This is a genomic window from Plantactinospora soyae, assembly GCF_014874095.1.
Taxonomy (GTDB): domain Bacteria; phylum Actinomycetota; class Actinomycetes; order Mycobacteriales; family Micromonosporaceae; genus Plantactinospora; species Plantactinospora soyae.
In genome coordinates this window covers 1,162,580-1,174,469 of the sequence record NZ_JADBEB010000001.1, presented here as the reverse complement: position 1 = coordinate 1,174,469, position 11,890 = coordinate 1,162,580, and the positions used below count along the sequence as shown (strand labels likewise).

The 11,890-nt window shown below is 71.6% G+C and carries 13 protein-coding genes; 3 read left to right on the top strand and 10 right to left on the bottom strand.

Features of this window, described 5'->3' with window-relative positions:
- Positions 1-44: 44 nt before the first annotated feature.
- Positions 45-527 carry a YfbM family protein gene (locus H4W31_RS05240; RefSeq protein ID WP_192765606.1) on the bottom strand — a complete coding sequence of 161 codons (483 nt, stop codon included), beginning with the start codon at positions 525-527 and terminating at the stop codon, positions 45-47.
- Positions 528-634: 107 nt separating this feature from the next.
- Positions 635-1,036, bottom strand: a complete 402-nt coding sequence (locus tag H4W31_RS05235) for a DUF805 domain-containing protein (protein WP_192771859.1) — start codon at positions 1,034-1,036, stop codon at positions 635-637.
- Positions 1,037-1,302: 266 nt separating this feature from the next.
- Here H4W31_RS05235 and H4W31_RS05230 point away from each other — a divergent pair, with 266 nt between their 5' ends.
- Both H4W31_RS05230 and H4W31_RS05225 read left to right on the top strand, forming a co-directional pair.
- On the top strand, positions 1,303-2,052 hold the full coding sequence (locus tag H4W31_RS05230; RefSeq protein ID WP_192765605.1) for a helix-turn-helix transcriptional regulator: 750 nt from the start codon (positions 1,303-1,305) through the stop codon (positions 2,050-2,052).
- A gap of 93 nt (positions 2,053-2,145) precedes the next feature.
- Entirely contained in the window at positions 2,146-2,601 is a 456-nt protein-coding gene (locus H4W31_RS05225) for a nuclear transport factor 2 family protein (RefSeq protein ID WP_192765604.1), read from the top strand.
- Positions 2,602-2,713: 112 nt separating this feature from the next.
- On the opposite strand, the gene H4W31_RS05220 is transcribed toward H4W31_RS05225, so the two are convergent.
- Both H4W31_RS05220 and H4W31_RS05215 read right to left on the bottom strand, forming a co-directional pair.
- Positions 2,714-3,124, bottom strand: coding sequence for a VOC family protein (locus H4W31_RS05220; protein WP_192765603.1), 411 nt, complete (start codon positions 3,122-3,124; stop codon positions 2,714-2,716).
- 54 nt (positions 3,125-3,178) lie between these two features.
- Positions 3,179-4,114, bottom strand: coding sequence for a helix-turn-helix domain-containing protein (locus H4W31_RS05215; protein WP_192765602.1), 936 nt, complete (start codon positions 4,112-4,114; stop codon positions 3,179-3,181).
- Between the two features lie 140 nt (positions 4,115-4,254).
- Here H4W31_RS05215 and H4W31_RS05210 point away from each other — a divergent pair, with 140 nt between their 5' ends.
- Positions 4,255-4,881, top strand: a complete 627-nt coding sequence (locus tag H4W31_RS05210; RefSeq protein ID WP_192765601.1) for an NADPH-dependent F420 reductase — start codon at positions 4,255-4,257, stop codon at positions 4,879-4,881.
- Between the two features lie 10 nt (positions 4,882-4,891).
- Here the strand turns inward: H4W31_RS05210 and H4W31_RS05205 are convergent, their stop codons facing one another.
- The 6 genes from H4W31_RS05205 to H4W31_RS05180 form a co-directional block, all read right to left on the bottom strand.
- Positions 4,892-6,193, bottom strand: coding sequence for an AI-2E family transporter (locus tag H4W31_RS05205; protein ID WP_192765600.1), 1,302 nt, complete (start codon positions 6,191-6,193; stop codon positions 4,892-4,894).
- A 208-nt stretch (positions 6,194-6,401) separates the two neighbouring features.
- A complete protein-coding gene (locus H4W31_RS05200; protein ID WP_192765599.1) occupies positions 6,402-7,355 on the bottom strand; it encodes a hypothetical protein in 954 nt (317 codons plus the stop codon).
- 162 nt (positions 7,356-7,517) lie between these two features.
- Positions 7,518-8,201: a response regulator transcription factor gene (locus H4W31_RS05195; protein WP_192765598.1), complete on the bottom strand. Its 684-nt coding sequence runs from the start codon at positions 8,199-8,201 to the stop codon at positions 7,518-7,520.
- Positions 8,174-9,328 carry a hypothetical protein gene (locus H4W31_RS05190; protein ID WP_225945398.1) on the bottom strand — a complete coding sequence of 385 codons (1,155 nt, stop codon included), beginning with the start codon at positions 9,326-9,328 and terminating at the stop codon, positions 8,174-8,176. Before H4W31_RS05190 ends, H4W31_RS05195 begins: the two co-directional genes overlap by 28 nt.
- Positions 9,318-10,484: a sensor histidine kinase gene (locus H4W31_RS05185; RefSeq protein ID WP_192771857.1), complete on the bottom strand. Its 1,167-nt coding sequence runs from the start codon at positions 10,482-10,484 to the stop codon at positions 9,318-9,320. The genes H4W31_RS05190 and H4W31_RS05185 overlap by 11 nt, the downstream gene beginning before the upstream one ends.
- A 325-nt stretch (positions 10,485-10,809) precedes the next feature.
- Positions 10,810-11,856, bottom strand: a complete 1,047-nt coding sequence (locus H4W31_RS05180) for an L-dopachrome tautomerase-related protein (protein ID WP_192765597.1) — start codon at positions 11,854-11,856, stop codon at positions 10,810-10,812.
- Positions 11,857-11,890: the final 34 nt, after the last annotated feature.

Genomic DNA, 11,890 nt, shown 5'->3' with positions numbered 1-11,890 from the left:
TGTCAACGCCCTCCGCGTGGCAGACGAGCGCACCGGACTCTGGCTCAGGTCGCGGTGAAGAGCACCGCGCGTCCTGCGGCAGCGGCTCGATCATAGAACGCTTGGAGATCGACGAAGTTGTCCCAGGTGTACTCGAAATCTGCGTCGTCATGTGTGCCGTCGTAGTCGGTGTCGTCGATCGCATCGAACCGGCCGCGAAGCCACGCTCGGTCCACAGGCAGCAGGGCATCGGCCACGCTCCGGACCTCGCGGGCACTGACGTATACGACGTGGTACTCGTCGTGGAGATGCCGCCCGCCGAGGACCACGTGGGACAGCGGATACTCGCCGGCGTCCGGGCCCAGCGTGCCGTCGGTCAGGCAGCGATGGATGGCGTCCCAAGCCTTGTCGGTATCGACCTTCAACCGGCCATCGCTCCACGACTCCTCTATCTCATCGAGGAGCTCGCTCACCGTGTCGTTATCGCCGTCAGCCGCAAGCAGTGAGTGCTCCTGCTCTGTGGTGATGGCGAAGTGCACGCCCAACATGCCGGCGACCGTACGGTACAGAGCACGGAGGCTCAAGCACGGAACATGCGGCCGGACTGTTCCGCGCGCTGACGCCACCAACTACCACCGACACGCGGGCATCATCGTCAGGCGGCCCAGCCGGGTACGGGGTCGTACTTCGGGCTGGGACCGAAGCGGTTCGGACCGGACGTGCCGTCCTGCACGAAGAACACCAGCAGGACAATCGCACCGACAAGCGGGATCAGGCCGATCAGAATCCACCAGCCGGAACGGTCGGTGTCGTGCAGGCGCCGCACGGCGACCGCCAGCGACGGCAGGAAGAGCGCCAGGCTGGCGATCAGGTTCAGAAGGCCACCTGACGTACTCGACCCTTCGAAGTCGGTGCCCAGCACGGAATCGAGGATCGAGGTCACGATGCCGACGAGGACCGAGAAGAGGAAGAACCACCAGTACTCGGCGCGGCGAGCCCGCCCGCCGAACCCGACATACTGGGAGAGCACCGAACGAACAGCAGCGGTGAATGACATGACGACTCCAGCGTCTCGAAGTGAGGCCAGGCGCGACGTCAGGGTACGCGGCAGCAGCAACTCCTCCAGCCAGCTCAAACCGGATGCGAAGGAACTGCGAGCCCCAGCGCCGTCCGCTCGTCGGCGCGACCGGACATCATCGCGACTGGACGCGCTGGCACCGGCGGCACCACCTCGGCGGGGTCGGGCCGGACCTGCCGGTCCGGTAGCCACAGCCGGTGGAAAGGGCCGGCGGAAACGTCGTACCCCATCGATAGAGTCGGCAGGTGAACCGTACCGATCGGCTTTACGCCCTGGTGGAAGAGTTGCGTGCGGTCGCACCCAGACCGCGCAGCGCGCGCTGGCTCGCCGAACGTTTCGAGGTTGACGCGCGCACGATCCGGCGGGACATCGGTGCCCTGCAGGAGTCCGGCGTACCCATCTATCCGGAGCTCGGGCGGGGCGGCGGCTACGCGCTGGACCGGACCTACACGCTACCGCCGGTCAACATCACCCCGCGCGAGGCGATCGCCGCGGCCGTCGCGCTGGAGACGATGGTCGACACCCCGTTCCTCGACGCGGCGCGTTCGGTGCTCTGCAAGATCCTCGCCGTGATGTCGCAGTCTGATGTGGACGCGGTACGCGAGGTCGCGGACCGGATCCGGCTGACCCCGTCCGGGCCGGAGCCCGCGCCGGCCCGGCAGGTGCTACGGACCGCCGGGGACGCGGTGCTGAGCCGTACGGTGCTGTCGATCGAGTACGTGGACCGGCACGGAACGGCGTCCTCCCGGCTCATCGAGCCGGTGGAGCTGCTCGGCGCCGGCCGCCTGTGGTATCTCGTCGGCTGGTGCCGGCTCCGGCAGGAGGTGCGGGGATTCCGGCTGGACCGGATGCGTCAGGCGGCCGTCACCGACGAGGTCGCGCCGCGCAGGTCGATCGACCGGGTCTGGCAGGCGGGACTCGACCTGCCGGCGACCCGCCTCCGGCTGCCCGGAAGTGCGGATTCGTCGAGAAAAGCGGACAGGATGCTGTCCTGACCACCTACGAGAATGGTGCTGACGAGATCGGCTCGAGTCACCGCCGTAGCGGTGAGCCGGGTCGGACCACCGCCCACGGGAGGAATTCTCGCGATGACCATCAACACCAACCACAGCTCGGCCCTCGCCCCGGTCGACTTCCGGCCGATGCTCTGGGCGAACTGGATGGCGCTGCGCAACGGCGACCTGTCGCTCGTCGAGGAGATCCTCGCCCCCACGGTGGCAGCCCACCTGCCGGCAACCGCTGACGGCCCGGAACACCTCGACGGGCGGCAGGCACTCGTCGGCTGGCTGTCGGCGCGACACGACCGCCATCCGGACGCGCGGCTGACCGTCGGGGTCGGCCCCATCATCGGGCCCGACCTGATCGCCGGCCGTTGGACCCGTACCGACGACGGAGGCGACGGTCCCATCGGTGCACATCGGCGGGTCGACGGGACGGCCTGCGGAGTGGACATCATCCGGATCGACGGCGACCGGATCGCCGAGTACTGGGGACACGACGACAGCTACCAGCTGGAGCGTTGCCTGGCGTACAGCGCCGCGTAGCGGCGACCCGGGGCGGGGCGCGGGAACTGCCCACCCCGCCCCGGGTCATCAGCGCCGGCTCGCCCCCGATCGGCGTCGATCCGTTCGGCGTGGCCCGTACGGCCCGTGGCGATCAGGACCGGTACGGCTCGCCGCGATAGGTGCCGAACGACCAGCGGTTGCCCTCCGGATCCCGTACCAGGAATTCACGCGAGCCGTAGTCGGTGTCCCGTAGCTCCTGGACCAGCTCGGCGCCGGCCGCGATCGCCCGGGTACACAGCGCGTCCGGGTCGTCCGTGACCACGTAGCCGCCGAAGGTGCCCGGCTGGAGCGGCCACCGGTCCTCCGGATCGTCGCGGACGCTGCCCAGCATGATTCCGCCGCCGGGCGGCCAGCGGAGTTGGGCGTGGTGCACGAGGTCGCCCTCGGCGCTGACCATGACCTCCTCGAAGCCGAAGGCGTCGACGAGGAACCGGATCAGTTTCCGGGCGTCCCGGGCGCGAACCGTGGGCCAGACCTGTGGCGGTGGCGGATCAACTGTCATGCCGCCGAGTCTGGCGCTCCGGCCGCCGACCCGGCTTGGACGTTTCGGAACTCGTCAACGGCCGGAGGATCCGTCGAAGGCCTGGAACTCCTCGACGGTCGGGAACTCGTCGCTGGTCGACAACTCGTCGACGGCCGGGAACTCCTCGACGTCCTGGAACTCGTCGGCGAGTCGGAACTCCTCGGCGAGCCAGCGGCTCGGCGGACAACCGGCGAAGGCCCGGAAGTCCCGGTCGAGGTGCGCCTGGTCGTAGTAGCCCGTGGTGGCGGCCACCTCGGCCAGTCCGCCGGCCCGGCCGGCGCCGGCCCGGCGTTGGAGCAGCCGGCGAGCCCGGTCGAACCGCACCACCCGGGCGGCCCGCTTCGGACTCAATCCGATCTCCATCCCGAAACACCGACTGAGGTAGCGGGAACTCCAGCCGACCTCCCCGGCCAGTTCCGACATTGATACGCCACCACCGGTCGCCAGTAGCCGTCGCCAGGCCCACATCAGTTCGTCGCGGGGACGGGTCTCGACATCCAGGCGCCGCAGGAGCAGCCGGTCCAGCACCGCGAACCGCTCGGCCCAGGTCGGGGCGGCCCGGATCCGTTCGTGCAGTTCGCGGGCGAGCGGACCGAGCAGGGTACCGGCATCGAGGTCGGTGTTGGTCAGTTCGCCGGCCGGCAGACCGAGCAACGCCCGGGCGCCGAGCGGTGACAGCGCCAGTTGGACGCCGGACTGGCGACCGTCGTGCTCGACCAGCGCGGGTGCCGTGTGCAGGCCGCCGACGAGCGTGTCGTACCGGCCCGGCGGGGTGGCCGGGTCCGGATGGGCGGCCATGACGAGCGGCTCGTCGAGGGTGACGATCATCGTCAGGTACGGCGACGGCAGCCCTCGATGCCGGCCCGGGGGAATCCCCACCTCCCGGTATCCGACGTACCCGGCGAGGAACGGGCGCAGCGCCGGAGCCGGACGGTACGCGACGAACTGCGAACTCGGCTCGGTCGCCATCGGTCACCCCCTCGGCCTGCACAGGCCTGCGGTACTGCGGTACTGCTCAGAGCCTATGCGCCGGGCGGGCCGACCGGGGCGCCGGCGTTTGACGGGTGCCTGCCCGGGTAGCCGCCCGGACGGCGGAGGGAGGGGCGGTCGTGCGGATCGGCATCGTCGGCACCGGACACGTCGGGGGCACCCTGGCCCGGCTGTTCAGCAAGGCCGGCCACGAGGTGGTGGTGGCCAACTCCCGGGGACCGGAGACGCTTCGTGGGCTGACCGAGGAACTGGACGGGCGGGTGCGGGCGGCCACCGTCGAGGAGGCGGCCCGGTTCGGCGAGGTGGTGGTGGTCTCCGTGCCGTTCGGGCGCCACACCGAGGTGCCCGCCGATCCGATGTCCGGGAAGACCGTGATCGATACCGGGAACTACTACCCGGAGCGGGACGGACACTATCCGGAACTCGACGAGGGCCGGACCACCTCCAGTGAACTGCTCCAGCGGCATCTCGGCGGCGCCCGGCTCGTCAAGACGTTCAACACGATGCGCTGGGACCACCTGCGCGAGTACGGCCGACAGTCCTCCGCCATGCAGCGGTACGGCATGCCGGTCTCCGGCGACGACGTCGACGCGAAACGGCGGGTCTCCGCCCTGATCGAGCAGGTCGGGTTCGAGCCGGTCGACGCCGGGGGCCTCGCCGACGGGCGCCGGCAGCAGCCCGGCTCCCCGCTCTACCTGGCCGACCTGACCGGCGGCGAACTGCACGAGCGGCTCGGCGCCCCCTGACCCGAACCCCCTAATCGGCGCCGTCGGACCTCTTCCGGCCGGCGGCCCCGGTCCCGGAGTCGACGCCATCGGAGCCGGCGGTACCGGAGTCTCCACGATTGTCAGAGTCTCCGCGATCGTCGGAGTTTCCGTCGGGTTCGTCAGCACCATCGGGTTTGTCAACGCCGTCGGAGTTGTCGGCGCCGTCGGGTTTGTCAACGCCGTCGGGGTCGTCGGCGCCGCCGGGCGTGCCGGGCGCGGCTCTGGACCGGCGATCCATGGCGATCGTGCTGACCACGTTGTAGATCACCGCCGTGATCGGCACCGAGACGAACGCGCCGACGATGCCGCCGAGCAGCGTGCCGGCGGTGACGGCGATCAACACCACCACGGGGTGGAGCCGGACCTGTCGTTTCATGATCAGCGGTTCGAGGAGGTTGCCCTCCAGTTGTTGGACGGTGATCACCGCCGCCAGTACGAGCAGCGCGGTGGTCGGCCCCTTGGCGGCGAGCGCGACGAGCACCGCGATGCTGCCGGCGACGGTGGCACCGATGATCGGCACGAAGCCGCCGAGAAAGGTGATCACGGTGAGCGGCAGGGCCAGCGGCACCCGCAGCACGACCAGGGCGATCCCGATCCCGACCGCGTCGATCGCGGCGATCAACATCGTGCCCCGGGTGTAGGCGCCCAACGTATGCCAGCCGGCGCGGCCGGCCGCCTCGGTCCGCCGACGGGCCCCGTCGGAGGTCCACTTCAGCACCCACCGCCACATCGGGCGGCCGTCCTTCAACAGGAAGAACAACAGCACCAGGACGAGCAGGAGTCCGCCGGCCGCCTCGGCGAGGGTGGCCGCGCCGCTGATCGGATCGGGAGCGGACTTCTGCAACCCGCTTCTGACGCGTTCGGCCCACTGGTCCAGTTGCTCGCGGCTGACCGGCAGCGCCGAGGTGAGGAAGTCCCGGGTCCGGTCCAGTCCCTGGTCCAACTGCTGGGCCAGGTCGGAGAACTGATCGGCGGTCAGCCGCCAGATCAGCACCACGGCACCGCCGAGCAGGCCCAGCAACAGCAGCAGGGCGGCGAGCGCGGCGAGCGCGGGCGGTACCCGGTGCCGGCGCAGTCGACTGGACACCGGGTCGAGCAGCGCGGCGAGGAACAGGGTGGCGGCGAGCGCGATGCTCAGCGGGGCGAGCCGGATCGCGATCTGCGCCAGGACGTACGCCCCGGCGGTGACGATGAGCAGGCAGGCGCTGGCCAGTACGACCCAGCGCAGCAGCCAGGGGAGACGGTCCAGCGGGCGGCCGTACCCGTTCGACCGGTCGGCCGGCTTGTCCATGTCCGCCTCCTCGACGTCGGCGTCCCCGGGTACCCAGCCGGTGCCCCGGCGACACCTACCGGCTTACGCCGATGTCGGCGGTTCGGGTGGCGCTGGTCGCCGGAGGCCGCAGTGTCCGGATCAGGAGGCCACGGTGTCCGGATCGGCAGGCCGTGGTGTCCGGATCAGGAGGCTGCGGTGCCCGGATCGGAAGGCTGCGGTGTCCGGATCAGGAGGCGGAGCCGGGCTGCCGTTCCGGCCGACGGCTCGGCGCGGCGCTGAGCCGCCCCGGTGCCGAGGCGTTCCGGTTCGCTGGCGACTGGTTCCGGTTCGGTGCCGGCGAGTTCGTCCCCGGTACCGTCGTGTTCGCCCCCGGCGCCGCCGAATTCGCCCCGGGCGTCGAGGTGCTCCGGCTCGGTGCCGGCGCGTTGCGGCGCCGCAGCGATCGGCGGTAGTAGTCGTCCCGGTGGGCGAACTCGACCGGCAGCGCGCCGGGCAGGTCGATGCCCCGGCGAGGGTCGGCGAGGGCATCGGCGAACAGCGCCATTCCGGCCCGGGCGATCAGTGCGTCCCACTCCGGTGGGGCGAGTTCGACCATGGCCGGGTTGGCGAGCCGGAACCCGGCCACCGCTCGCCGGATCACGGTGGCCAGCCGCCGTATGCCCTGCGCCGATTCGAGCGGACCACCGGAGAGCGCGAGGGCGGGCCGGCCGGTCGCGCGTACCGCGTCGCAGACCACGAGCAGGCGTTCGGCGTCGTCCCGTACGGGTGCGCCGCCGGCCTCGTCCACCGGACGGACGATCCGGAGCGCGGACGGCCACTGCCAACGGATCTGTCCGGTCACCAGCCGGGTGCCGACCGGACCGCTGCGGCGCCGGTGTCGCGGGTCCGCCCGGAAGCCGGGCGCGGGTCCGATGTGGCAGTCCGCGCAGACGTACGTGAGTCGTCGGTCGGTGACCACGACCTCGGCCTGCCGGGGCAGGGTCCAGGCCAGTTCGTCGACACCGCCGCCGGGGGTGAGCAGGTACCCGGCGACTTCGATCTGGTCGTGCCACAGCACCTGCTCGTCGGCGTCCAGTACGAGTCGACGGTGCCAGTCGAGGCGGGGAAAGTAGGTGTCGTCGGGGTCCGGGTCGTCGAAGCGGTAGGGCCGGATGAAGAACGGGGACGCGTTCTCGGTCATTGCGGGGGGCCTCCCGTTTCGGGACGTCTTACCAATAAGGCTGGCGGACTTCGGATCGCCTGTCACGACGGTTGTTAGGGGGTCGGACGCTCGGCCGATCCGGGGGGTGACCGTTGGGCGATGCAGGGTGGATCTACTGGCCGCGCGGGCACTACGAAACCGCTAGTTGCCTATCTCATCGGCCCGGACGAGACCGTCCTCGATCGCCCGGGCGAGCAGGGCGGCCTTGGTCGCGGCCGGCCTTCCGGCCCGGGCGTACTTGATCCGGGCCCGGTCGACGTACTGCTTGACGGTGTGCTCGCTGATTTTCATCCGCCGCGCCACCGACGCCTTCGACATCGACTGGAACCAGAGCAGCAACGCCTCACGTTCCTTGTCGGACAGTACGGGCCGACCCGAGCGCCGGTCGCCGACGATCGCACCGGCGAGCGCCGGAGGCACGTACGGGCGGTCGCTCGCCGCCGCGAGAACGGTCTGTACGCAGTGCTCCCGCCCCTCGTGCTTGGCCAGGAAGGCGACCGCGCCCGCGTCGAGGACGGCGAGGATGGTGTCGGAGTCGGTGTGCTCGGAGTAGACCACGACCCGTCGGCCCGCGCCGCTGAGCTCGGCGACCTTGTCGATCACCATCCGCCCGTGCAGCCGCAGGTCGAGCAGGATCACGTCGGCCGGCGGTTGACCGGCGGCGAGCACCAGGTCCGGGTCCTCGCCGGTCGCCACCACCGCCAACCGGGACTCGGTGGCCAACCACGAGCGGATTCCCTCGATGACCACGGGATGGTCGTCGACGATCGCGACGGTGATCCGCGATCCCTCCGGGGTCACGCCCGCCACCGGGTCTGCACCCATACCAGTTCCTCGTTCTCCTCGTAGACGTACTCGACCTCGCCGCCGGGCTGGTCGCCGCCGGGCATCCCGATGGTGTCACCGACGCCGCCGGCCGGCTCGGACGGCATCGCTGACGTGCCGGCTGTGGTCAGACTCACCACGACCTCCTCCGGCTGGGCCACCACGGTCAGCCGGGCCCACCGGGTCGCGGCGGCCAGGGTCGTGGTGAGTGGTTCGGCGAGCTGTCGGCGGATCTCCACCGGCAGCGGCGGAAGGGTGCCGACGGCCACGAAGTCGACCGGTACGCCGTTGCGTTCCACGACGTCGACGCAGGCCCGCAGCTCGTGCAGCAGCGGATCCGGTACGTCGTCGGACTCGGCGATCAGCCGCCGCAGCCGGGACGCCTCCAACGCACACCGTCGCTGGACGGCCGGATCCGCCGGGTCCGCCCGCCCCTCGGCCAACTCGACCAGGATCGCGCCGGCGGTCCGGTCCAGCGCGGCCAGCCGGTCCCGACGGGCCCGGTGCACCAGACCGGCGGCGGCCCGCTCGGTCTCGATCGCCGTCCGGGCGGCCGCCGCCCGGGCCGTACTGCCGGCCAGGGTGCTGAGCAGGTTCACGGCGATCATCATCGCGATGGGCAGCGTGGCGGTGCCGTAGACGTACATGGCGTACCGGCTCAGGTCGGCCGGGTCGTCGCCCCGGACGGCCAGCACCGCCACCAGGGCGATGGCCGCGCCGACGGCCAGCACCGCGACCAGCGCCGGGATCCGGCGACTCCAGAGCAGGAGTACGACGAACCAGCCGAGCGTGGCCCAGCCGAAGTTCGCGGAGTCGAACAGTGCCGACGCCGGGGTGCAGGCGAAGACCGCCACGTCGACCAGGAGCAGTACCCCGATCAGTGGCCACGTCGGTGCCGGGGTGCCGTGCAGCAGGTTCGCCGCGGCGATCAGCCCGACCAGGCTGAAGAGCAGCCAGCCGGCGCCGACGACCCAGGGCAGCCGGTAGTCCGGCCACTGGGCCAGCACGGCCGGCAGGTTGATGACGACGTGCCAGCCGAAGGCGATGACCACCGCCGCGATCCGGGGTCCCCGTTCGACGGTGGTGGCGACCTCACCGGCGGCCCGTCCGGCCAGCTCAGTCGACATCGGACCACTCCAACCGGATCCGGGTGCCGCGTCCGGGCGCGGATTCGACCTCGGCCCGGCCGCCGACAGTCGCCATCCGGCCGTGTACGGACTCGCGTAGGCCGTACCGGTGCCGTGGCACCGTTTCCGGGTCGAAGCCGGGGCCGTCGTCGGCCACCTCGACCGACACCGCCTGACCGGCCCGGGTCAGCCGCACCGAGGCGGTGGCGCCTGGGGCGTGCCGCAGCACATTGGACAACGCCTCGGCGGCGCTGTGTGCGATCGCCTCGGCGACCGGTGCGGGCACCTCACACGGCTCCAGCGTGACGTGTGCGCGCAGTTCCGGCAGCCGGCCGAGGAGCAGCCGCAGCCGCTGGTCGAGGGCGATGACCCGGCCCCCGCCGAGCGGGTCGGCAGCGGGCGACGGCACGTACGCCGGTTCCCGGCTCCCGGCCAGGGCGGCAAGAGTACGCAGGTCGGACGCGGCCCGCTTGCGTAACAGCGGCGTCTGCCCGCCGACCCCGCCGAGCCCGACGACGGTCAGGGTGGACAGGACGGTGTCGTGCAGATCCCGGTTCTGCTGGCGCTCGGCCTCCCGGGCCGCCCGCGCGGACAGGGCCGCCCCGGCCGCCTGCTGGTAGCCGGCGAACGCGGCGTCGGCGAGCCGGCTGCTGCGCCGGGCCACGTTGGCGAGGGCGGCGGTGGCGCCGGTCTGCACGGTGAGGGTGACCAGGTGGCCGATCGCCTCGTCGTCGTTGCCCGCGAGGTGCGCGCCCAGGCCGTACGCGGCGGCCACCAGGAGACCGGCCGGTATCGACCGGCTCATCGGCAGGACGAACTGGGCGATGATGACGGAGGTGCTGGCCTGGATGGCCACCCAGCTCACCTCGCCGGGGAGTACCTCGCTGGCCACCAGGTGCCGGATCAGCAGGCAGGTGCCGACGGTCAGGCCGATGTCGACGGCCATCACGAGACCCCGGGCGTCGCGCCACACCATCCAGGCGGCGAAGAGCAGTGACCAGCCGGTCAGCAGGGTCACCACGACGACCAGCAGCGGGGTGGAGACCGGCGGGGTACGCACCGCGAGTGCCGCCAGCGCGCAGGCGACCGCGCAGGTCAGCCGGAGCATGGCGGGAAACACCGTGAACACCCAGTCGAGGGCGCTGGCCGCCGGCATCTCCGTCACGAGCGGCAGGGGCGGGTCCGTCGACACCGCCGGGGACGGTTCCACGGGCTCCGGCGTTCGGGCAGCGGGCACGACAGACATACGCCCCGACCCTCCCCGTCGAGTCCGCCACAGCAGTGCCACTTTCGCCACTACGGCAGAGCCACGCCGAACTGGACCGTACCCCTACATATCGAAGCAGAAGAATAGCAGAGGCATAACGGCCGGTTTCTGGCGGATCGCATCCGGTCACCGTCGGGTCGCGCCGGCGGGAGTGGAGGCGTGCCGCCCCACCGGGTCGGGCGGTAGCCGGCGTCGCTGTCGGCTGTGAGCCCGGTCAGCTGTGGTCGTTGGCCGGTGGCACGGCGTTGACCGGAAGCCGGTAGACCCAGACCGGGTAGTCGACGCTGGACCGGCCGCCGGCCAGGCCCGGGGTCCGGTTGAGCTGGGCGGCCGGGATCCAGAGCTGCCCCGTACCGTCGAGCCACATCGCGTCGCCCCAGACCAGCCGGGGGTCGGTCACCAGCGTCTCCATCCGTCGGTCGAGCCCGATCGCCAGGATCCGGCGCCGGTCCACATCGCTCAGATAGATCACCCCGGCGGCGTCGATCGCGGTGCCGCCGGTGGTCGGGGTGTCCACCCAGGGCTCGACCCGCTCGGCCACCACCTCGGCCGGAATGGCCGGGTCGTCGAGGCAGCGGGTCTCGATTCGGTACATCGGCCCGGACGCGGGCTGGTAGTAGAGGTATCGGCCGTCCGGCGACACCTCCAACTGGTCGGCGTGGATCCGCAGCTCCTTGCCGTCCATGTCGCGCAGCATCTCCCCGTCGGCCCGCAGCGGGCGGCGGGCGACGGTGCTGGGGTGCCCGTCGAGCAGCCGCCGGCACGTCCCGGTCTCCAGGTCCAGCACGAGCAGACCGGGTGCGCCCGCGTCGGTCAGGTAACCCATCCGACCGTTGAACCGGAGGTCGTCGACGTAGCTGCGCTCCCGCAGCGCCGGGGCGAGATCGTAGATCCGGACGACCGTCGCGGTGTCGGTGTCGACCACGATCAGCCGCGGGCCCCCGGGTACGACGGGCAGGCCGATCCCCGGGCTGCCGGCGTCGATGATCCAGAGGTTGCCGTCCGGCCCGATCCGCAGCCCGTTCACGTGTACGAAGGCGCCGTCCGGGTCGTGGTCGGCCCGTACCTCGTTCCATGCCTCGTTCGGGAACGGGGTGATCCGGCCGTCGGAGACGACCTCCCCGACCTGGACCCCGGGGCCGTCGGCGGAGGGGAAGCTCACGAACACCCGGCCGTCGCCCGTGGTCGTCACGCCGGTCCAGACCCGGTCCGCGGCGGTCACCGGGCGCAGCCGGGGATCCTCGTCGATGCTGGCGCGCACGTCGCCGAGCCTATCGCCGGACAAGCCCGGGAAA

What these genes read in the sequence shown, in the direction of transcription:
- H4W31_RS05240 (WP_192765606.1), bottom strand. Translation starts at nt 527, where the DNA reads ATGTTGGGCGTGCACTTCGCCATCACCACAGAGCAGGAGCACTCACTG.
- H4W31_RS05235 (WP_192771859.1), bottom strand. Translation starts at nt 1,036, where the DNA reads ATGTCATTCACCGCTGCTGTTCGTTCGGTGCTCTCCCAGTATGTCGGG.
- H4W31_RS05225 (WP_192765604.1), top strand. Translation starts at nt 2,146, where the DNA reads ATGACCATCAACACCAACCACAGCTCGGCCCTCGCCCCGGTCGACTTC.
- H4W31_RS05220 (WP_192765603.1), bottom strand. Translation starts at nt 3,124, where the DNA reads ATGACAGTTGATCCGCCACCGCCACAGGTCTGGCCCACGGTTCGCGCC.
- H4W31_RS05215 (WP_192765602.1), bottom strand. Translation starts at nt 4,114, where the DNA reads ATGGCGACCGAGCCGAGTTCGCAGTTCGTCGCGTACCGTCCGGCTCCG.
- H4W31_RS05205 (WP_192765600.1), bottom strand. Translation starts at nt 6,193, where the DNA reads ATGGACAAGCCGGCCGACCGGTCGAACGGGTACGGCCGCCCGCTGGAC.
- H4W31_RS05200 (WP_192765599.1), bottom strand. Translation starts at nt 7,355, where the DNA reads ATGACCGAGAACGCGTCCCCGTTCTTCATCCGGCCCTACCGCTTCGAC.
- H4W31_RS05195 (WP_192765598.1), bottom strand. Translation starts at nt 8,201, where the DNA reads ATGGGTGCAGACCCGGTGGCGGGCGTGACCCCGGAGGGATCGCGGATC.
- H4W31_RS05190 (WP_225945398.1), bottom strand. Translation starts at nt 9,328, where the DNA reads ATGTCGACTGAGCTGGCCGGACGGGCCGCCGGTGAGGTCGCCACCACC.
- H4W31_RS05185 (WP_192771857.1), bottom strand. Translation starts at nt 10,484, where the DNA reads ATGCCGGCGGCCAGCGCCCTCGACTGGGTGTTCACGGTGTTTCCCGCC.